The organism is Actinoalloteichus sp. AHMU CJ021, from assembly GCF_002895405.1.
Taxonomy (GTDB): Bacteria; Actinomycetota; Actinomycetes; order Mycobacteriales; family Pseudonocardiaceae; genus Actinoalloteichus_B; species Actinoalloteichus_B caeruleus.
In genome coordinates, this window is sequence record NZ_CP025990.1 from 227,827 (window position 1) to 247,871 (window position 20,045).

14 protein-coding genes are annotated in these 20,045 nt (G+C 72.8%); 6 read left to right on the forward strand and 8 right to left on the reverse strand.

From position 1 onward, the window contains the following. Positions 1-17: 17 nt before the first annotated feature. From C1701_RS00790 to C1701_RS00820, 6 genes are all read right to left on the reverse strand, one after another. Entirely contained in the window at positions 18-1,496 is a 1,479-nt protein-coding gene (locus C1701_RS00790) for a glycosyltransferase (protein ID WP_156038646.1), read from the reverse strand. After that, complete coding sequence (locus C1701_RS00795) at positions 1,496-2,689, reverse strand: glycosyltransferase (RefSeq protein ID WP_026420379.1); 1,194 nt, start codon at positions 2,687-2,689, stop codon at positions 1,496-1,498. Before C1701_RS00795 ends, C1701_RS00790 begins: the two co-directional genes overlap by 1 nt. Positions 2,690-2,724: 35 nt before the next feature. Beyond that, positions 2,725-4,056: a UDP-glucose dehydrogenase family protein gene (locus C1701_RS00800; protein WP_103055324.1), complete on the reverse strand. Its 1,332-nt coding sequence runs from the start codon at positions 4,054-4,056 to the stop codon at positions 2,725-2,727. A gap of 271 nt (positions 4,057-4,327) precedes the next feature. After that, positions 4,328-5,143, reverse strand: coding sequence for a hypothetical protein (locus tag C1701_RS00810; RefSeq protein WP_103055325.1), 816 nt, complete (start codon positions 5,141-5,143; stop codon positions 4,328-4,330). Continuing rightward, positions 5,137-5,415, reverse strand: a complete 279-nt coding sequence (locus C1701_RS00815; RefSeq protein WP_103055326.1) for a hypothetical protein — start codon at positions 5,413-5,415, stop codon at positions 5,137-5,139. The genes C1701_RS00810 and C1701_RS00815 overlap by 7 nt, the downstream gene beginning before the upstream one ends. A 108-nt stretch (positions 5,416-5,523) precedes the next feature. Then, positions 5,524-6,930 carry a short-chain fatty acyl-CoA regulator family protein gene (locus C1701_RS00820; RefSeq protein WP_026420383.1) on the reverse strand — a complete coding sequence of 469 codons (1,407 nt, stop codon included), beginning with the start codon at positions 6,928-6,930 and terminating at the stop codon, positions 5,524-5,526. Between the two features lie 279 nt (positions 6,931-7,209). Here C1701_RS00820 and C1701_RS00825 point away from each other — a divergent pair, with 279 nt between their 5' ends. From C1701_RS00825 to C1701_RS00840, 4 genes are all read left to right on the forward strand, one after another. Beyond that, positions 7,210-8,691: an MmgE/PrpD family protein gene (locus C1701_RS00825; protein WP_103055327.1), complete on the forward strand. Its 1,482-nt coding sequence runs from the start codon at positions 7,210-7,212 to the stop codon at positions 8,689-8,691. Beyond that, positions 8,691-9,584, forward strand: coding sequence for a methylisocitrate lyase (gene prpB / locus C1701_RS00830; protein WP_026420385.1), 894 nt, complete (start codon positions 8,691-8,693; stop codon positions 9,582-9,584). Before C1701_RS00825 ends, prpB begins: the two co-directional genes overlap by 1 nt. A gap of 54 nt (positions 9,585-9,638) precedes the next feature. Next, entirely contained in the window at positions 9,639-10,814 is a 1,176-nt protein-coding gene (locus C1701_RS00835) for a bifunctional 2-methylcitrate synthase/citrate synthase (protein ID WP_103055328.1), read from the forward strand. 800 nt (positions 10,815-11,614) lie between these two features. After that, positions 11,615-15,565 (forward strand): Dyp-type peroxidase, encoded by a 3,951-nt coding sequence (locus tag C1701_RS00840; RefSeq protein WP_337662048.1) that lies wholly within the window; start codon positions 11,615-11,617, stop codon positions 15,563-15,565. A gap of 753 nt (positions 15,566-16,318) precedes the next feature. Here C1701_RS00840 and ykgO read toward each other — a convergent pair. Further along, a complete protein-coding gene (gene ykgO, locus C1701_RS00845) occupies positions 16,319-16,441 on the reverse strand; it encodes a type B 50S ribosomal protein L36 (RefSeq protein WP_016698990.1) in 123 nt (40 codons plus the stop codon). Positions 16,442-16,788: 347 nt separating this feature from the next. On the opposite strand from ykgO, the gene C1701_RS00850 reads away from it, so the two are divergent. Continuing rightward, positions 16,789-17,598: a class I SAM-dependent methyltransferase gene (locus tag C1701_RS00850; RefSeq protein WP_030107181.1), complete on the forward strand. Its 810-nt coding sequence runs from the start codon at positions 16,789-16,791 to the stop codon at positions 17,596-17,598. A 326-nt stretch (positions 17,599-17,924) separates the two neighbouring features. Here the strand turns inward: C1701_RS00850 and C1701_RS00855 are convergent, their stop codons facing one another. Then, on the reverse strand, positions 17,925-19,217 hold the full coding sequence (locus C1701_RS00855) for an MFS transporter (RefSeq protein WP_103055330.1): 1,293 nt from the start codon (positions 19,215-19,217) through the stop codon (positions 17,925-17,927). A 124-nt stretch (positions 19,218-19,341) separates the two neighbouring features. Here C1701_RS00855 and C1701_RS00860 point away from each other — a divergent pair, with 124 nt between their 5' ends. Beyond that, positions 19,342-19,893 carry a TetR/AcrR family transcriptional regulator gene (locus C1701_RS00860; protein WP_162147338.1) on the forward strand — a complete coding sequence of 184 codons (552 nt, stop codon included), beginning with the start codon at positions 19,342-19,344 and terminating at the stop codon, positions 19,891-19,893. The last annotated feature ends 152 nt before the right edge of the window (positions 19,894-20,045 follow it).

The window sequence follows — 20,045 nt, forward strand, 5'->3', positions numbered from 1 at the left end:
TCCCTCCGGTGGGTCGGTCACGGCGTGGCCCGGGGCGGTCGGAGACCCTGCTCCTCCAGCAGGGTCAGCAGGTTGTCGATGGACAGGTCGTCGGGGCCGGGAGGTTCCCCGGTGCCCCACTCGGCCGCGTCCACCCCCTCCACCCCGCCGATCTCGTCCAGGACACCGTCGAGGTCGGACGCATCCGGGGACAGCAGGGCGGCCCGCCGCACCAGGGCCGTCCGTTCGAGCCGGCCGAGCTCGCCCCCCTCGGGGAGGCCGAGCGGGACGACCGCGAGGCGCCGGACGTCCGACCACCGCACCAGCCGGGCCAGCGCCCCGGGGTGGAGGCGCCACCCGGCCGGGCAGGTGAACCGGAACGGGACGGGGAACGAGTCGCGCCCGGCCGAGGTGGCGAACCGGACCCGGCCCTCCCCCCGGTAGTGGACCCGGGTGAGCCGGGCGTCGACGAACTCCTCGGCGAGCACGTCCCGCCGTTCCCCGCCCAACTCGTCCCACGGCCCCAGCAGCGTGACCCGCACGTCGGGCACCCCGCCGGCCAGGGCCGCGTCCACGCTCGCGCACACCGCCTCGTGCCCGGCGCCCCGGGTGTCGATCACGACGTCGACGTAGGGCACCGTCCACTGCCGCGCCACGCCCCGGCGGGCCAGCCGCAGCGTCGGCACGAGATCCGCCAGGTAGGGGCGGTTGTGCCGGACCGTGCCCTCGGGGTCGCGGAGCAGACCGGAGGCGCCGAGGTGCCAGGACGTCGCGCCCGCCTCCGGCACGAACACCGCACCGGCCTGCGACAGCCGGTAGCCCAGCTCGGTGTCCTCGCCGTGCGTCAGGCGCGGGTCGACGCCCCCGGCGGCCCGCAGCAGGTCGGCGGGGACGGACATGCTGGCGCCCACCAGGGTGGTGCCCACGCTCGGCCCGGCCTCCCGCAGCCCGTCGGTCTCCCCGCTGACCGCGTCGATCCAGTGGTTGGGCGTGGCGCCGGCCGGGTCGTACAGCTCACCGGAACGGCCCTCCGCGACCGAGGCCCGCACCTGCTCCGGGGTGAGGTCGCCGCTGGTGAAGTCCACCATCAGCCGGTGGCCGAGCACGACGAGGTAGTCGGCGAGGTGGTGCCACCGCAGGTGCAGCTCCACCTCCTCCCGGCAGGCGATCATGTCCGCGTCGAGCCGGTGGATGACCGTGCCCTCGGCGACGTCGACGCCCCGCCGCAGCGCGTGCCCCGGCCCCCACCCGTCGGGACCCGCCGTCACCAGCCGGGTGCGCTCCGGCCTGATCTCCGGCAACCGGACCGGCGGGGTGCTGCCGTCGTCGACCACGACGACCTCCAGCAGTTCAGCCGGGTAGGACTGGGCCGCCAACGCGGCCAGGGTGAGGTCCAGCCGGTCGTGGTAGTCGTGCGCGGGGATGACGACGCTCACGGGCAGCTCCGGCGTCCACCCGCCCGGGTCCGGTGGGTGGAGCACCCCGTGGTCGTTGTGCCGGATGCGGGGACGGGCCATCACCGCACCAGCCCTTCCAGGTGGGCCACGGCCGACTCCACCGGCGGCAGGGCCAGCATCCGCCGCTGCGCGCCGCGAAGCCGCGCTTCGTACCCGGGATCGTCCAGCAGGGTCCGGCAGGCCTCGGCGACGTGGTGGCCCTCGGGGTCGGCGACCCGCACCCCCAGGCCGAGCTCGATCAGCCGGTCGCTGTTGTGCTCCTGGTCGCCGAACAGGGGCAGCACCGCCATCGGCACCGCCGCGCGCATCGACTCGCGGATGCTGTTGTAGCCGCCGTGGGTGACGAACAGCTGCGCGCACTGCAACAGCGACGGCTGGGGGATGTGGTCGACCACGTGCACGTTCTCCCCGGCCAGGTCCGGGTCGACGGGGATCCCCCCAGTGGCGACCACGCCCACGCAGTCCAGTTCGGACAGGCCGGCGATGAAGGACTCGGGGACCACCGCGAACGGGTGCTCGGTGACGGAGTCGGGGAGCTGCCCAGGCTCCGGGGTGAACCCGGGGAGCATGGTGCCGGCCGAGGCGATGACCAGCGGTCGGTCCGCCGGCAGGTCGGCCACCCAGTCCGGGAGCCGTTCGGCGCGGGTCACCGCCGCCGGCTGCTGGTAGGCGAAGGCCGGTGCGGCGTCCGACCGGGCGAAGGAGAGTTCGGCGGGCACGCAGTCCAGGCGGCCGTGCGGGTACATGGCCAGCGGGTCGTCCAGGGGTGCCAGCCCCAGCTCGGCGCGGCGCCCGTTGAGCTCGGCGTGCACCAACGCGGGGTCGAGGAACTGGCCGGTCCCCGACGGCGCGGGCACCGAGGGGACTCCGAGCGCCTCCGCGACCAGGGCGCCAGCGAAGTCGGTGCCGTCCCGCAACACCAGGTCGGGGTCGAAGTCCCGGGCCAGGGGCAGGATCGCCTCGTGGTTGGCTGCGATGTGGGGGCCGCAGCCGGTCATCACCCACAGCGCCTGGTGGTGCCGGTCGACGTCCGCCGGCACCGTGGAGGTGCCGTCGGCCAGGGCCCGCATCACCAGGTCGGCCAGTTCGGACAGGACCGGTTCGACGCGGACCGGTTCACCGTCGAACACGGCTGCCGGTTTCGGCGGCGCGACGACCAGGAGCTCGTGCCCGGCCGCGACGAGGCCCCGCGCGAGGGGCAGCAGCGCCCTGGCGTGGGAGGGGGTTCCGGTGATCGTGCAGAGCACGCGCATCGCGGTGTCCTTCTCTTCTCGGATGGTCGACCCGGTCAGGGTTCGGGGACCAGGTCGGGCTCGGCACGGGCCGCCCCGGGGGCGGCACCGAAACCGGTCAACGTGATCCCCGCGCCGGCGAGCACGTCGGGATCGAGGTGGTTGCGGGTGTCGACGACGACGGGCCGGGCCAGCAGCCCGGCCACCCGCGACCAGTCCAACGCCCGGAACGACGGCCACTCGGTGAGCAGCACCAACCCGTCCGCGCCTTTCGCCGCCTGGTAGGGGTCGTCGGTGACCGCCACCGCGCCACCGGGGATCTCCCGGGTCACCGCGACCGCCGGGTCGTGGGCGACGAGCTCGGCACCCCGCCGGGCCAGCAGTTCCGCGATCGCCAGCGCGGGCGAGTCCCGCAGGTCGTCCGTTCCGGCCTTGAAGGTGAGGCCCAACAGCCCGAGCCGGAGCCCGTCGAGGGACCCACCGCAGGCGGCCTCGACCCTGTCCACCACCCGCTCCCGCTGCCGCTCGTTGGTGCGGACGGCCTCGGCGAGGAGGGGGAAGTCGAAACCCACCGACTCCGAGACCCGCAGCAGCGCCATCGTGTCCTTCGGCAGGCAGGACCCGCCCCACCCCGGCCCCGGCCGCAGGTAGGACTGGCCGATCCGCTGGTCGTAGCCCATGCCGGTGAGGATGTCGGCGATGTTCCCGCCGAGGCGTTCGGACAGCTCGGCGATGGAGTTGACGTAGGACAGCTTCGTGGCGAGGAAGCAGTTCGCCGCGTACTTGACCAGTTCGGCGCTGGTGGCGTCGGTGAGCACGGCCGGCGCCCCGAGCCGCGCGTAGAGGGCGAGGACCCGTTCGGCCGCGCGGCGGCTGTCGGAACCGACGACGATCCGGTCGGGTGAGAGGAAGTCCGCCACCGCGCTGCCCTCGCGGAGGAACTCGGGGTTGCTGACGACGTGGACGTCGTCGCGGCCCAGGATCTCCGCCATCCCACGCGCCGTCCCCACCGGGACGGTGGACTTGTTCACCAGGACGCAGCCCGGGGCCAGCAGTGCTCCGGTCTCCGCCAGGACCGCCGACACCGCCGTGAGGTCGGCCGTCCCGTCCGGCCCCATCGGGGTGGGCAGGCAGAGGATGACCACCTCGGCGTCGCGGACCGCCCCGGCCGCCCCGACCTCGAAGGCGAGCAGCCCGGAGGCCTGGCCCTGCCGGATCAGCTCGGGCAGCCCCGGTTCGAGGATGTCGACCTCGCCCCGGCGGAGGCGGTCGACCTTGGCGGAGTCGATGTCGGCGCACCGCACGCGATGTCCCAGCGAGGCCAGGCACGCTCCGGTGGTGAGTCCGACGTAGCCGCTCCCGATGACGGCGACGGTGTAGCGGTACACGGGGCTTCTCCTTGCCTCGGAACTGCCTGCTGGAGGGCCCGGCGGCGGGTGGCGCGGACACCGGCCCAGCCCGTGGGCGCCGCGCGGTCCGCGAGCACGGCGGCGGCCGCGAGCACGGCGGCGGCGGGCAGCGGGAGGCGCGGGACGGTACGCGCGGTCACCGCCCGCGGAGGCTCGCTGGCGTAGGTGAGCGGGGTGAGCGCGCACACCGCCTGCCCGACGGGGAGGTCACCGGACGGCGGCGGGGGGACCTGGGGCGGACCGGTGGAGGTCATCGGCACCACGGCCACCGCGAACGCGACGTCGTGACCTCACCGGCGGTGCGCAGCACCCGGGTGGTGCCCACGCCGACGCTCGTGGTGCCACCCGATCCGAGCAGGCCGAGGACCTCGTCACGACGTACGCAGGTGGAGGGCCCCTCCCCGGCGGGACGTCGCGCACCCGGGTGACAGGTGAGCGGTCCGCGAACCTGGACCGGGAGGTCCGGCGCTGGGGGAAGCGCGCGCATCGGGTTCCCTCCCTCGGCCGTGAACTCCGCGAGGACCGAACGGCGGGCGCCGGTCACGTCGTGGGCCATGGTCACCGCGCCCGACCACGCCGGAAAATGGCGGGCGGCTACCGGACACCCACTCGCGGGTAAACGCGGAGGACGGCGGACGAACACCCTGCCGTGGGAGGGACGACGGCTGCCCTGGTCCCGGAACTCGACGTGATCCAGCACGATCATCAGCAGCGGTGTCAGCCGGCCCACCAACTCCCGCCCCCCTTCCGTGAGCTGGTGCCGGCGTGGCACGGGCGCCCCGGGCGCGGGGCTGGCGGGGACCACGCCCCGCAGCAGCAGGTGACGGCACTGGAGTTGCGCGCGCACCGTCTCCCACGCCGGGTGCGACAGCCCCACCTGGTGGCGGACCGCGCTGGCCGTGGTGGGACCGTCGGCGACGACTTCGAGCACGGCCGCGCCCGACACGGTCAGGTCGTGCACCCGGCAGGCGGTGGCGGTGAGCACCGCGACCGGGGCCGACGGGTCGAGGTGTCCCGCGCGTAGCGCGTGGGTGAGCCGGGTGGCGGGGGCGTGGGGGTTCACCACGGTCCCGCCTCCTCGTGGCGGGGCAGCCAGCAGGCCAGGCGGAGCTCCAGGCCGGGGGTGAGCAGGCTGAGCGGTTCGGTGTCGGCCGCCGGTGCCCGGATCCCGCAGGCGGTCCACACGTCCACGTCGGTGCGGTCCCGGGTGAGGTGGGCGGCGGTGTGGCCGGGGAAGACGAGGGCGGCGAGGGCGGCGAACAGGTCGGGTTCCATGATCTGGGCGCAGTGCCCTCGGGGTCGGTAGGGGATCTCGGGTGGGCGGTCGTCGGCGCCCACGACGACCGGGTCCCGCGGAGGGTGGACTCGGGGCGGCTGCGGGCCAGGGAGAGTCGCCGGCTGCGGCAGGCCTCCTGACGGGAGGCGCGCACGTCCTCCGGCGACGGATCAGCCAGCCGGCGGGTAGGGCAGGGTGGTGCTGCTGTTCTCGTCCACCCGCAGCGGCCGGCCCAGCAACGGGAACGCCCGCTGCGGGCAGGCGGGGCGTTCGCACACCCGACATCCCATACCGATCGGCGTGACCCGGGCCTCCTCCCCCAGCGCCAACCCGTCGGAGTAGACGAGTCGCCGGGCGTGCGGGAGTTCGCAGCCCAGGCCCACGACGAAGGTCTTCCCCGGGTCGCCGTGGCCGCCGGTGGTCCTGGACACCGTGCGGGCGATCCAGAAGTACTTCTTGCCGTCGGGCAGTTCGGCGATCTGCGTGAGCACCCGACCGGGGGAGCCGAAGGCCTCGTAGATGACCCACAACGGGCAGGAACCCCCGACGCGGGAGAAGTGGAACCCGGTCGCCGACTGCCGTTTGGAGATGTTGCCCGCCCGGTCGACCCGCACGAACGAGAACGGCACGCCACGCGCGTTGCGCCGTTGGAGGGTCGACAGCCGGTGGCACACCGTCTCAAAGCCGACCCCGAAGTGGTCGCAGATCCTGGCGATGTCGTACCGGTACCGTTCCGCGACCCCGAGGAAGGTGCGGTAGGGCAGCACCAGGGCGCCGGCGAAGTAGTTGGCCAGTCCGATCCGGGCCAGGCGGCGGGCGGTGCCGCTGCCGAAGGCCCAGGACGCGACGAGCCGGTCGATGACCTCCCCCACCTCCAGGAGCGCCAGTTGGGAGGCGAGCCGGAAAGCGGCCTGACCCGGCCGCAGCGTCGGCGCGAGGTGCAGGACCCGCCGGTCGGGCTCGTAGCGGTGCTGGTCCGATCCGGGTTCGATACCCCGCGTGGTCACCTCGACCCCGTGGCGGTCGGCGAGGGCGGCGACGAGGGCGGGGCGCACCTCCCCTGGCCGCAGGCGGAGCTCCACCGCCAGGCGTTCGGCGGGTTCGTCGAGCTCGGCGACGTAGTTCTGGCGTTGGTAGAAGTAGTCGCGGATCTCCTCGTGCGGCATGGGGCCGGCGACCCGCTCCGGATCGCGGCCGCCCGTGATCGCCGCGAGGTTCTCGGTGGCCTCCCGGTAGCGGCGGTGCAGGCCGACGAGCGCGCGGGCGACCCCGGGGAGGTTGGCGGTGAGCTCGTCGAGTTCGCCGGCGGAGAGGGTGTCGGCCACCGCCGCGTCGGCGAAGACCTCCCGGACGTCGGCGACCAGGCGCACCGTGTCCTGGGGGGCGAAGAACTCGGCGTCCAGCCCGAACGTCTCGGTCAGCCGGAGCAGGACCGGGACGGTCAGCGGTCGGGTGTCGTGTTCCAGCTGGCTGACGTAGCTCGGCGAGACGTCGAGCGACCTGGCCAGGGCGACCTGGCTGAGGCCCCGGTCCCGCCGCAGTTGCCGGAGCCGGGCTCCCGCGTAGATCTTCTCCACCCGAGGACGTTAACAAGCTTCACAGATCAGGGCGAAGTTTTCACAACACTTGGCAGCCAGGAGAGGTAGCAGCGGCCGGTTCGCGGTGCCACGATTTCGGTGAGGGCGTCACAAGCTTCACAGGAAGGGACGGGAACCAGCCGAGGAGCGGGCCCCCACCGGAAGCCCCGGCCGGGGAACTCGTCCTCCTCGGAGGCGTTCCGCCACCGGCCGGCGAGGTGGTGGCCGCGCCGAACCGCCCGGCGCCCGCCGCCCACTCGAGGGACCTCAGGGAGAGTGATGATCGACCACGTGGTGCGCACCTACCCGTCAGCCGAGCCCCTGCCCAGGGAGGAACAGCTGGCCTGGAAGCTGGCGGCCGTGGCCACCGACCCGGTGGCCGTCGAGCCCGAGGTCACCGAGATGGTGATCAACCGGGTCATCGACAACGCGGCGGTGGCCGCGGCGTCCCTGGCGCGTCGCCCCGTGCTCGCGGCCCGGGACCAGGCCACCCGGCACCCCGCCTCGCCGGGGGCGGTGGTGTTCGGCACGGCCGGCCGGTACTCGCCGGAGTGGGTGGCCTGGGCGAACGGGGTGGCGGTCCGGGAGCTGGACTTCCACGACACGTTCCTCGCCGCCGACTACTCCCACCCGGGGGACAACATCCCGCCCGTGCTCGCGGTCGCCCAGCACACCGGGGCCACCGGGGCGGACCTCGTCCGGGGGATCGCCGCCGGCTACGAACTCCAGGTCAACCTGGTGCGCGGCATCTGCCTGCACGAGCACAAGATCGACCACATCGCCCACCTGGGCCCCTCCGCCGCCGGCGGGATCGGCGCCCTGCTCGGCCTGGACACCGCCACCGCGCACCAGGCCATCGGGCAGGCCCTGCACACGACCACGACCACCCGGCAGTCCCGCAAGGGGGAGATCTCCTCGTGGAAGGCCTACGCGCCCGCCTTCGCCGGCAAGGTCGCCGTGGAGGCGGTGGACCGGGCGATGCGCGGTGAGGGCGCGCCCAGCCCGGTCTACGAGGGTGAGGACGGGGTCATCGCCTGGCTGCTCGGCGGTCCCGAGGCCCGGTACACGGTCCCGCTGCCCGCCCCCGGCGAACCGAAGCGGGCCATCCTCGCCACCTACACCAAGGAGCACTCCGCCGAGTACCAGAGCCAGGCGTTGATCGACCTCGCCCGCCGGCTGGGTCCGAGGATCGGCGACACCGACAAGGTGGTCCGGGTGCTGATCCGCACCAGCCACCACACCCACCACGTCATCGGTTCCGGCTCCGGAGACCCGCAGAAGTACGACCCGAACGCCAGCCGGGAAACCCTCGACCACTCGATCCCCTACATCTTCGCCGTCGCCCTGCAGGACGGCAGCTGGCACCACCAGCGCTCCTACGAACGCTCCCGCGCCACCCGCCCGGACACCGTCGAGTTGTGGCGTCGGGTGAGCACCGTGGAGGACCCGGAGTGGACCCGGCGCTACCACGCGCCGGAACCCGCGTTCGGGGGTCGGGTCGAGGTCGAACTCGCCGACGGCACGGTGCTCGCCGACGAGATCGCGGTGGCCGACGCGCACCCGGCGGGCGCCCGCCCCTTCGCCAGGGAGCAGTACGTGGCGAAGTTCCGGGAGCTCGCCGACGGGGTGGTGCCCTCGGAGGACCAGGACCGCTTCCTCGACGCGGTCACCCGGTTGCCGGAGCTCGACGCGGCGGAGGTGGCGGCCCTCGCGCTCCCCTCGCTCTCCGACCCGGCGCCCGCGACGAAGGGGATCTTCTGATGCTGTACTCGACGACCTCGGCGGCCGAGAAGCGGTCGGCGTTCCGCGCCGACCTGGCGTCGGGGCGGCTGCTCCGGTACCCCGGCGCCTTCAACCCGTTGTCCGCGCGGCTGATCCAGCGGGCCGGTTTCGAGGGGGTGTACGTCTCGGGCGCGGTCCTGGCCGCCGACCTCGGGTTGCCCGACATCGGTCTGACGACGCTGACGGAGGTCGCCGGCCGGTCCCAGCAGATCGCGCGGATGACGGACCTGCCCGCGCTGGTGGACGCCGACACCGGGTTCGGGGAGCCGATGAACGTGGCCCGCACGGTGCAGGCGTTGGAGGACGCCGGGGTGGCCGGGTTGCACCTGGAGGACCAGGTCAACCCGAAACGCTGCGGGCACCTCGACGGCAAGGAGGTCGTGGACCGGGACACCGCGGTGCGGCGGATCTCGGCGGCGGTGACCGCCCGGCGCGATCCGAACTTCGTCATCGCCGCGCGGACCGACGCGCGGGGGGTGCTCGGGATGACCGAGGCCGTGGAACGGGCCCGGGCCTACCAGGACGCCGGGGCGGACCTGATCTTCCCGGAGGCGATGGCCGGCGCATCCGAGTTCGAGCGCATCCGCTCGGCCGTGGACGTCCCGATCCTGGCGAACATGACCGAGTTCGGCAAGAGCGAGCTGCTGAGCACCAGCACCCTGGAATCGCTCGGGGTGAACCTGGTCATCTACCCGGTGACGCTGCTGCGGCTGGCGATGCGCGCGGCGGAGGACGGCCTGACGACCATCGCCGACCAGGGCGGTCAGGCGGAACTGCTCGACCGGATGCAGCACCGCCGGGAGCTGTACGACCTCGTGGACTACGCGGGGTACGGGACCTTCGACTCCTCCGTGCACGACTTCCGCGTCTGAGCCCTCGTCGCGGCTGCCCGCCGGGCGCCGCGCCCCAGCCGAAGGGGGACACCGATGTCCACTCCCACCGTCCACCGGGGACTCGCCGGCGTCGTGGCCGACACGACGGGCATCTCCTCGGTGAACCCCGACACCAACTCGCTCACCTACCGCGGCTACGCCGTGCAGGACCTCGCCGAGCACTGTCGGTTCGAGGAGGTCGCCCACCTGCTCTGGCACGGCGAGCTGCCCACCGCCGAGCAGCTCGCGGCGCAGGACGCGGAGGAACGCGGGCTGCGCGCGCTGCCGCCGGACCTCGTCGGGCTCCTGCTCGCGCTGCCCCCGACCGCCCATCCGATGGACTCGTTGCGGACCGCCGTGAGCGTGCTCGGCGCGAACGACCCCGGGGAGGACGACAACTCCCCGGCGGCCAACCACGCCAAGTCCCTCCGGTTGTTCGCCGCGCTCCCCGCCGCCGTCGCGCTCACCCAGCGGCGGCGCCGGGGCCTGCTGCCGCTGGAGCCGAGGGCTGACCTGGGCTACGCGGAGAACTTCCTGTACATGACCTTCGGGGAGGTGCCGGAACCGGCGATCGTCCGTGCCTTCGAGATCTCCCTCGTGCTCTACGCCGAGCACAGCTTCAACGCCTCCACCTTCACCTCGCGGGTGGTCACCTCCACGCTCTCCGACCTCTACAGCGCGGTGACCGCGGCGGTGGGGGCGCTCAAGGGCCCGTTGCACGGCGGGGCGAACGAGGCGGTGATGGCGACCCTCGCCGAGATCGGGAGCGCCGACCGGGTGGAGGGCTGGTTGTCGCGGGCGTTGGCGGAGAAGCGGCGGATCATGGGGTTCGGCCACCGCGTCTACAAGCACGGCGACTCCCGGGTGCCGACGATGCGGGCGGCGCTGGGCGAGGTCGTCGAGGCGCGGGGTGGGGAGGACCTGCTGGCGATGTACGAGGCACTGGCCTCGGCGATGCTGCGGGAGAAGGGGTTGCACCCCAACCTCGACTACCCGGCGGGGCCGGCCTACCACCTGATGGGGTTCGACACCCCGACGTTCACGCCGATCTTCGTGGCCGCCCGGATCACCGGGTGGACGGCGCACATCGCCGAGCAGTTGGCCCGCAACAGCCTGATCCGCCCGACGAGCCTCTACACCGGGCCGGCCGAGCGGCGGGTGGGCCGAGGTGCGCCGCCCGCGCCGAGGGCGGCCGAGGAGGACGGCTCCCCCGCCCGTCGCGTTCGCTGAGCCGGCCCGCCGCACCCGCCCGGGTCCCCCGGGTGCGGCGACGTCGGGGCGGCACCTCCGCCGGGTAGTCGCCGCCGACCGCGACCCGCCCCGGTCCTGGCCCCGCCGGGACCGGGGCCTTCCGCTGCCCGGGGAGTCCGGGCCCGCCGGCGACGGGTCCGAAGCACCGTTCCCGGGTCCGCGCCACCGGGACCGCCACGGGCCGGACCGGCGCAGGGCCTTCGACCGCGTGCTGGGCCGCCCGCGCGGCGCGGTTGTCGTCGGTGTCCTCCCCCATCGCTGGTGGCGCGGCTCCTGATGCGGGTCACGCCGTCGCCGGCCGGCCCTCCCCCACCGAATTCCTCCTCAAGGTGGCGGCCCTTCAGGGGAACCACCGGGCTATGTCACCCGGGTTTCCCCATTCTTTCCCACTGTCGAGTGATTGTTGACGCGTTACCTCGTCGCTATCTTGTCGGGTGCCCGCCGGGACGGTGGCGCGCACCATCCACGATTTCCGTTCTCCGCCGCCCACCCCGCCGTCACACGACAGAAACGGCCGCATTGCCTGTTCCTCCCCGCGCTCCGGACCAACGAACCGGGGGACGGTTCTCGCTCTTCGGGACCCCCCGTCTCCCCTGGTCAGCCGCGTGGTGATCGGCCACCGGCCGGCATGCGCGAGCGCGGGTCCCGTTCTCACACCGCACCCGGGTGGCGCGCGGCGAGATTTCCTCCACCACGAAGAACCGTGATGCGTCCGGACGGGTGACACGCACACGGCCGAGCAGTACCTCAGTTCCGAATTCCCCACGGAAAGGGAAACAGTGCCCGATTCAACGACCAGTACCGAGTCCACGGAAACGACGGTCCCCGCACCCAGGAACGTTCCCCTCGCGCGCCCGGTTCCCCCCGGTGACGTCCTCGGCGGCAACGAGGTGTGGCGCCACGTCCAGCGCGGTCTGGTCTACCCGTCCCCGCACGCCCTCTTCGCGACGTTCTGGCGAGCTCCGGAGGGCACCAAGATCACCCTGGCGCTGCTGCGGCGGGTCATGTCCTCGCTCCGGGACATCATCCACTCCCGCTTCGGTGACGCCAACACCACCGCCGTGGTCGGCGTGGGGTTCGGCCTGTGGAACGAGATCTGCGCCGCGGAGGGCATGGAACCCCCGACCGGGATGCGCTTCGACCTGCCCGCGAAACGGAAGGACGGGTCGCCCACGTCCACGGTGTTCGAGCGGTCCGGCGGGACCCTCGTCGACTCCGACGCCGACCTGTGGTTCCACCTCAAGTCCGACGAGGAGGGGCACTGCGACGGGGTCTACCAGGAGTTGGAGCGTCTCCTCGACGAGGAGGGGTGCGTCGCCCGGCACCGGGAGCAGCAGCGGGCCGACACCAAGGCGACGGGTGAGAAGAAGCTGGGCGGCAAGGTCCTGGGCTGCCGGTTCTCCGAGAACCTCAACAACCCGACCGATCCGGTGACCCTGGAGACCCACACGATCGTCGGCAACGAGGACCCGGCCTACGCCGGGTCCTCGTTCGTACTGGCCCAGCGGTTCGCGTTCAACTGGGAACACATCCTCAACATGGGCCCCGACCAGATCGAGGACCTCGTCGGGCGCACCGCGGAGGACATCATCGTCCCCACCAGGGACGAACGCAGCCACATCAAGTGCGCCCGGGCGCAGGACGCCCAGGGCGACACGATGCGGATACTCCGGCTCGGGCTCCCCTACGGGCGCAGCGACGCCACCACCAACAACGACCTCCGGTTCAAGGGCGCCAGCCTCCGCGACGAGCAGGGCGTCTACTTCGCCGGCTACGCGCGGCGCGCCGGCATCCTGGAGACCATCATGGACCGGCAGGTGGGCTCGCACGAGGGTCACATGGCGGACCGGTTGCTCTCCACCGTCCACTCCAACCTCGGCGGCGTCTACTTCGTGCCCAGCGCCACCGTGCTGGGGCTGGACCTGCCCGACCTGGACGACCTCGACGAGGTCGGGTGGGACGACTTCCCCGGCATGGACTGGAGTCGACTCGACCGGCACTTCACCGAGCGGTCCACCAACGGCCTGATGTTCTACAACCACCGCGACTGGCTCTACCAGATGAGCACCGCCGCCGGTGAGGACCGCGACCACTACCTGCCCCCCACCAAGCGGGTGCTCCGGCTGGTCGCGGCGGCGTTCTCCCGCTGGCAGGACAACTGGTACTTCGACCGCGTCCAGCAGGAACCCGAGCACCTGTCGTACTACCTCACCCGCGAACTCGGCGCGGAGGCGGCCGAGGAGATCATGGCGCGGCCGGTGATGGAACGCATGGGGTGGACGGTGCGCCTCGGCCTCGGCAGCGTCTTCGCCAGCGAGGAGTACGGGTTCCGGGGGCGGCGGCGCGACGCCGAGGGCAACTGGGTCAACGGCGCCGACACCTACCACATCGAACCGCTCGAACTGATCGTCGGCGGCATGCCCACCCTCGGGTTGGGCCAGGGCAAGTACGTCATCGACTACACCCGGGACGACGAGAAGCTCGCCAACTTCTTCCAGAACCTCGGCCCGGCCTCGGGGGTGGGCCACGTGGTCCCCGGCTACGAGAAGCTGCTGAGGCGGGGCCTCGGCGGGCTCGCCGAGGACGTCGCCGCCCTGCGGGACGCCGCCGAGGACGAGGACACCCGGCTGTTCTACACCGCCGTGCACCTGGCCCTGGAGGGGGTCCGCGCCCACTGCCTGGCCTTCGCGGAGCTCGCGGCGGCCACGGCGGACGCCCTGCCGGCCACGCGGGAGGTCGAGCGCGCCAACCTCGCCGAGGTCGAGTCACGGATGCGGCGGTTGTCCACCGACGTCCCGGAGACGCTGCTGGAGGCGGCCCAGCTGATCTTCACCATGCACTCCTGCCTGCACCTCATCGGGGAGCCGACGGCGATCGGGCGGCTGGACCAGCTGTTGCAGCCCTTCTACGAGTCCGACATCGCCTCGGGCGTGCTCAGCCCCGCCAACGAGGACGAGCAGGCCCAGGAGATCCTCGACTGCCTGTGGGTCAAGCTGGGCGGGAACGTGCTGTGGAACCGCATGTTCGTCGACGACCACCAGCCCGACGGGAACATGGCGATGGGCGGGATGGCCGGCAACTACCCCCAGGGCGCGGCCAACAACCAGTGGGTGCAGCAGATCACCGTGGGTGGCACGGTGGCCAACGACTCCCCGGGCAGCGGTGACCCGGCCTACAACCGCATGACCATGCTGTGCCTGCGCGCCGCCCGCCGGCTGCCGCTGAACGCGCCCTGCCTGTCCCTGCGGGTGCGCCGGGACATGCCGGCGGAGTACGCGGAGGAGGCGGCCAAGGCCCTGCTCAGCGGTGGCGCGCACCCGATCCTGATCAACGACGAGAAGGTCATCCCCGGTCTGGTCCGCAGCGGCGAGGAGATCGGCGACGGGCCGGACACCGGCGAGTACACCCCGGTGCGGGAGAGGGCCGGCGACTCCTGGAGCAGCGAGGTGCCCCTCGAGGTCGCCCGCGACTACGCCTGCGACGGGTGCTACGAACCCCAGTTCGTCGGCAAGAACTGGTTCACCCTCGGCGGGCTCAACACCCTCCAGCTGCTGGAGGCCACCCTCAACCGGGGCAAGTCGTGGTTGACCGCCGGACCGATGTGGTTCCGGGGGCAGCGGGTCTCGTTCACCTCGCCGAAGCCGAACGACATCGGCTCCTTCGAGGAGGTGCTGGACATCTTCTTCAGGCACCTGTCCTGGTCGTACGCCAAGCAGGTGGACGGCCAGCTCGGCGTCTACGGGAAGATGAGCGCGGTCTGCCCGTCCCCGCTGCTGTCGGTCTTCGTCGACGACTGCCTGGAGAAGGGCATGGACTACTACGCCGGCGGGGCCCGCTACAACGTGATCGGGCCGTGCTTCACGGCGTTGCCGAACACGATCAACTCGTTGTGGGCGGTGCGGAAGCTGGTCTTCGACGAGACGACCGCCGTGACCTCGCTGCCCGAGCTCGTCGAGGCGCTGATGTGCGACTGGGGCGAGTCGATGGTCGAACCCTTCGTGAGCACGCTGGCCGGGGAGGGCCGCATCGCCGCGCGGGCGGAGCGGTTCCGCGACCTGCGGGCCGCCGCGCTGGCCCTGCCCCGGTACGGCCGGGGGGACCAGGAGGTCGACGCCTTCGGCGACGAGTTCCTCCAGCGGGTGTCCGCCACCGTGATGAGCACCCTCACCGACCCGGCCCAGCCGACCGCGCGGACGCTGGTCGAGCTGGCGGAGCGGTACGGGAGCCCGGAGCACCCGTTCGGGATCCAGCTCCAGCCGGGGGTGGGGACCTTCGAGAACTACCTGGAGTTCGGTGCGATGTGCGGTGCCTCCGCCGAGGGGCGGCGGGCCGGCGAACCGTTGGCCACCGACCTGAGCCCGACCCCCAGTCCCGCCGACCGGCCGGTGGACCACCAGGAGGCCGACTTCCTGACCACGCTGCGCGGGATGACCGGGGCGGGCAGCGAGTCGTTCTGGGACATCGCCCCGACCGACTACAACATCCGGGAGGACTTCGGGCTGGACGCGCTGACCCGCGTCATCCGCGAGTTCGCCTCGGGTGAGGGGTCCAACCTGCTGACGGTGACGTGCGCCAACCCGGAGACCTTCGAGGGCGCGTGCCGCGACCCCGAGAAGTACGACGTGGTGCGCGTGCGGATGGGCGGCTGGTCGGAGTTCTTCATCTCGATGTTCCCGGCCCACCAGCGCACCCACCAGCGCCGTCCGATCAGCGTGATGACGGAGGGCTGAGGAAGGGACAGCGGGCCGCCGACTGCGGCACCGGATCGAGCGTGCCGGCTGGCTCCACCACTCCGGTGGTGGGCTGGCCGGTCGCCGGCCGGTCGCCGGCTGTGCGGCGGTCAGCCGCGACCGGTGATGCCCGGCGTCCCGTCGCCCCACCGGGCGGGGCGACCGCGAGGAACGGGGCGGTCGCGGGTTCGCGGCCGCCCGGACGATCGCTGGCTGGTGGGCGAGCCCCGCGCGCCGGTGCCCCGGCCACCTCGCCCTGGTCGTTGCAGGGCGGGCTGGGCCGCGAACGCCGGCGGGCCTGGTGCCGGCCTGGGTCTCCCCTGGCCGTCGCCCGGGGTCCGGCGGCGGGATTGGCTGGCGTGGAGTGCGTCGCGCCGGGTGGGATGTCGTCCACTCCGGCCCGGCGAGGACGGGCGCGGTGCGAGGGTGGAACCGCGGCGGACTCGGTCCCTGACTCGGGACGCCGGCACCTCCGTCGCGGCCACCCGCCGCCCGTGGACCAGGTTCGCTCGACCGCGCTCGGGGTGCTCCCGCGTCACCACCAGCTCGGCGGCGCCCCTCACCGAGCCATCGCGGGATGGGGCGCCGCTGGCGAGTGGGGACGCGGTCGTGGGCCGGGCCGACATGAGGCGCGGGCCTCCCCGGGCCGCTCCTCCCGGGGAAGGCACCGGGTCGCGTGCGGCGGAGGCGGTGCGGCCTCCGCCGCCGGAGCGGCCTTTCACGGACCGGGAGTTCCCGCCCCCGGGGCGCGGTTCACGCCTGGCGGGCCTTGTTGCGGGGATCCCGCTTGTTGATCACGTACACCTTGCCCCGGCGCCGCACGACCTGGGCCCCGGGCTTCTTCTTCAGCGATCGCAGTGACCTGCGGACCTTCATGAGCTTCTCCTTCGTGTCGACGGCCCTCGTGGCGGTGCCCCGGCACCGGGACCCGGTGGGGCGGAGCCCTCGTCCGCCCTGCGGGGCGGAGGGAGGCGTCCCCGTGCGGTGCCCCCGGGTGGTGCCCCTGGGCGGGGCACCACCGTCGTGGATGGGAGGGCATCCCCGGACACCGTACACGACAACGATTTTCATTTTCATCCATGCTCATCATTCCCGGCCGACGACAGCCAGGGTCGGGCGCGAGACGGGGCGAACACCCGGCGCCGGACCGCCGGAGGAGGCCGGGAACCCTGGCCCACTGGAGCCACACCCGCCTTCGGGATGAAATGATTATCATTCTCGACATGACCGCGCATCGACTTCCGGTGGACCGCCCCTCCTTCGACACGGCGACGGCCCACTTCGACGAACTCGGACGTCACCTGTGGGAACCGATCGGGGCGGCCACGGTGGCCGCCCTGGCGCTCCGCCCCGGGGAACGGGTCCTGGACGCCTGCTGCGGGACCGGGGCCTCGGCACTACCCAGCGCCCGACTGGTGGGACCGGACGGCACCGTGGACGCCGTCGACATCTCGGATCCGATGATCGACCGCCTGCGGCGGCATGCCTCCGACCTGCCCCAGCTCCGCGCCTCCTCGGCCGACGTCACCACCTGGGAGCCCTCGGGGTACGACGTCGTCCAGGCCGTGCTCGGCATCTTCTTCTTCCCCGACATGGCTGCCGGCACCGATCACCTCGTCAGCCGGGCACGGGTCGGGGGCCGCGTGGGGTTGACCGTCTGGCGGCGCGGGGCGATGGAGGCCGCGGGCGCGCGCCTGGGCAGGGCCGTGTCCGAGGTGCTCGGGACCCCGCCCTCCGGGCCGCCCCCGTCCCCGCCGCCGGCCCGGGACATCCGGACGGTCGAGGGCTTCACGGACTGGCTGCGGGACCGGGGCCTGCACGACGTCGTGGTGCGGGTCCACGAACACCGGCTGCCCATGACGCCCGACATCGCCTGGCTCGTGGTACTCGGCTCCGGCTTCCGCGCGGCCCTCGACCCCCTCGACGAGGAGGGGATCGAGGCAGTCCGCGGCCGCTACCTGGAGCTCCTCGCCGAGGACGACGTGACCGAGCTGGACGCGACAACCCTGGTGGGCACCGGGAGTCGGCGCTGAGGCCGGATGCCGGTCGCCACCCGAGGAAGTCGGTGGACTCGGCCGGGTGCGAAAACCATTTCCAGGAATCACCATTCCCGCACCGAGAGTCATGAGCCGGAAACGGGATGCGACATCCTATTCGCCCGCGCCCGCCGCGAAGCCGGTTTCGGGGCTGTCGCCGCGCGGCTCGCGCGGAACTCCCCTTCCCCACCGCGACCGACAATGTTCCCGCCGCATTTCCCGGGAGAGGCCGACACCACCGGCGCCGGGAGCGTCCGCCCGCTCCATCCCGGCGCCGGGGGCGGCGGGGGCGGACCTGAGCCGACCGCCGCCCCCGAGGTAGCTCAGCCGCCCGCCGTGGTTCCGCCGGACACGTGCCGCCTCGTCCAGGAGAGCGCGACGGCGGCACCGGCGAGCGTGACCAGGACGGAGCTGGCGATCATGACCGGGTACCCGGTGACTCCCGCCAGCCCCAGCCCGACGGAGCTGAGGACGATCCGGCACATCCCGATCATGGACATCGGGATCGTGTAGTCGGTCGCGGCCGAACTCTTCCTGGCCAGCTCCATCGAGATGGTCGACACCCACGTCATCTTGGCCCCGTAGGCGACGGCCATGACCACCAACGCCCCGGCCGTCAGCCCGTACCCGCCGCCGCCGAACGCCAGGGGCAGCAGGCAGGCCGTCGCGACCGCCCCCACCACCCCGGTCACCACGACGGGAGCGGAACGGCCGAACCGGGTGATCAGGGCGCCCGCCACCAGGGCGACGGCGGCCTGCGCCGCGACCGCCAGCGTGTACTGGACCAGCGCGATCTCGTCGAGCGACCAGTCGACCGCCAGCAGCATCGCGGACTGCGGAGCGGACGCGAGCCAGTCACCGAGCAGGAAGACGGGGATCACCAGCAGCGTCCAGACGGCGGTCCGCCGCTGGCGGAAGAAGCTGAGCAGCGCCCGCCAGGGCTCCGACCGGTTGGCGGGCCGCACGACCGGCTCGACGAGCCGCGCCAGCACGGCGAGGGGGATGAGGAAGACCGCCGCCAGGGCCAGCAGGGTCGTCGTCCAACCCGCGTGGGAGTAGAGGAACAGGGCGCCGCCGGAGCCGATGAGGATGGACAGGCTCGCCGCCGCGACCTGGATGCCGTTGGCGACGCCGTAGTCGCTCGGCGGCAGCAGGCGGACCGCCATGCCGTTGATCGCGGTGTCGTGGAAGGCCGAGATGACCAGGAGCAGCGTCATCAGCACCAGGGTGGGCCCCAGGTTGTCCACGGGATCGAGTCCGGCGAGGACGACGAGTAAGAGGACGAGCACGACCTGCGTCGACAGCAGCCACGTGCGGTAGTGGCCGAACCGGACCGAGCCGAACCGGTCGATCACCGGACCGATGAGGAAGCGGCTGAAGTAGACGACACCGAGCAGGTTGATCAGCGCCACCGTGCCCAGGGAGACCCCCCGGCCGAGCAGGATCGTGCCGAGCGCTCCGAAGAAGAACGAGTAGCCGATGTCGGCGACCAGGAACAGCGCGGTGATGACGCCGAGCCGGTGCGCTCGACCCAGCTGGCCGGGTTCCGATCGACCGGCCCGCCCGGGTGGGCCGGTCGTGGTCTCCGGTACGACACCGTGTTCAGTGCCCCGCATCGTCTCTCCCTACAATTGGCATGACTGACCGGCAGTCACGGTGAATACAACAGTTCGCGCAAACAGCGCTGTGTGCGGCACGGGATCGCGTTGTATACGCTGTTCCGGACCGAAAGGGGATGAGGTGGCACGCACGAAACCGGGCGAGCAGCGTCGCAGTGAATTGCTCGACGCCGCCGAATCACGCGTGCTTCAGGACGGCATCGACTCCCTCACGGTCGATGACATCACCGTTGGTGCCGGCGTCGCGAAGGGGACCTTCTACCTCCATTTCACGAACAAGGACGATCTTCTCGGTGCCCTGCGGGACCGGTACGTCCAGCGGTTCGTGAGCAACCAGCGGCAGGCTGCCGAGCCCAGCGGGGGTGTCGACAAGATCGAACGGTGGATCCTCAGCGGGATCGACGAGTACCGGCGTGACGTCCGGCTGCACGACCTGCTGTTCCACCACCCGTCCCGGCCAGAGGGCCCCGAGGACAACCCGGCGGTGGACGCGCTGCGCGACCTGCTGGTCGAGATCGGGGCGACGATCCCCGACCCCACGGCGACCGCGGTGATCCTCTACCACGCGATGCACGGGACGGCCGACCACATCCTGCACACACCGGCGGACGAGGACCGCATGCTCGCCGAGGTGACCCGGCTCTGCCGGATCCTGCTCGCGCCCGCGACGTGAGCACCCGGGCCCCGGGGGCCTGACCCGCCCGCCCCGGCCGGGCCTCGGGGTGTCCACGGGGGCTCGCGCGCGCCCCCACCCGTCGTCGGGCACCCGGCACCACGCCGTCTCGCAACGCCCTCACCGCCTCGCTCCGGAAGTCACCTCCCGGC